The 663-nt window shown below is 61.2% G+C and carries 1 protein-coding gene; it reads right to left on the reverse strand.

Annotated features, from left to right (window positions below; all coding sequences use genetic code 11):
- A partial coding sequence (cysZ, locus tag AC1DVH_RS32325) for a sulfate transporter CysZ (protein WP_477757200.1) occupies positions 1-663 on the reverse strand: 663 nt, incomplete at both ends.

Genomic DNA, 663 nt, shown 5'->3' on the forward strand with positions numbered 1-663 from the left:
CACCCAGAACAGCGTTGCCCCGGCCACGGCGGCCGGCATCATCAGGATGTTGACCACCGGGATCAGCAGCACCAGGTAGACGATGCCGCCGAAGCTCATGCTTTGCCAGCGCTTCTGTCGCAGCCAGGCGAGCATTTCGTTCCARCCCAGTTTGTGGTTGTCCGCCGGGTAGTCGATGTACTGGATCGCCATCATCCACACCCCGAACAACAACCACAGCGGCGCGGCGATGATGTTCACCACCGGGATGAACGAGAGGATGAACAGCCCGATAGCCCGGGGCAGGAAGTAGCCGAGCTTGCGCATTTCCCGGGCCAGGGTGCGCGGGATCATCGCAATCAGTTCGCCCCAGCTGAAGGTCGGGAAGTCGTCGGTGCCGCGCACCACCACCTCGACTTTCTCCGCCAGGAAGCCGTTGAATGGCGCGGCAATGACGTTGGCGAGCATGGTGAAGGTGAAGAACACCATCAGCACGACGAGCACCACGAACAGCGGCCAGAGGATGTAGCTGAGAAAACTCAGCCAGTCGGGCAGGGACGGCATCAGCGTATCGACCCACAAGCTGAATTGATGGCCGGCCAGGTAGATCAATCCGACGAACAGCACCAGGTTGATCGCCAGCGGCAACAACACGAACAAACGCAGGCTGGGGCTCAGCACCAG

The sequence above is a fragment of the Pseudomonas sp. P4_C3 genome (assembly GCF_056402075.1).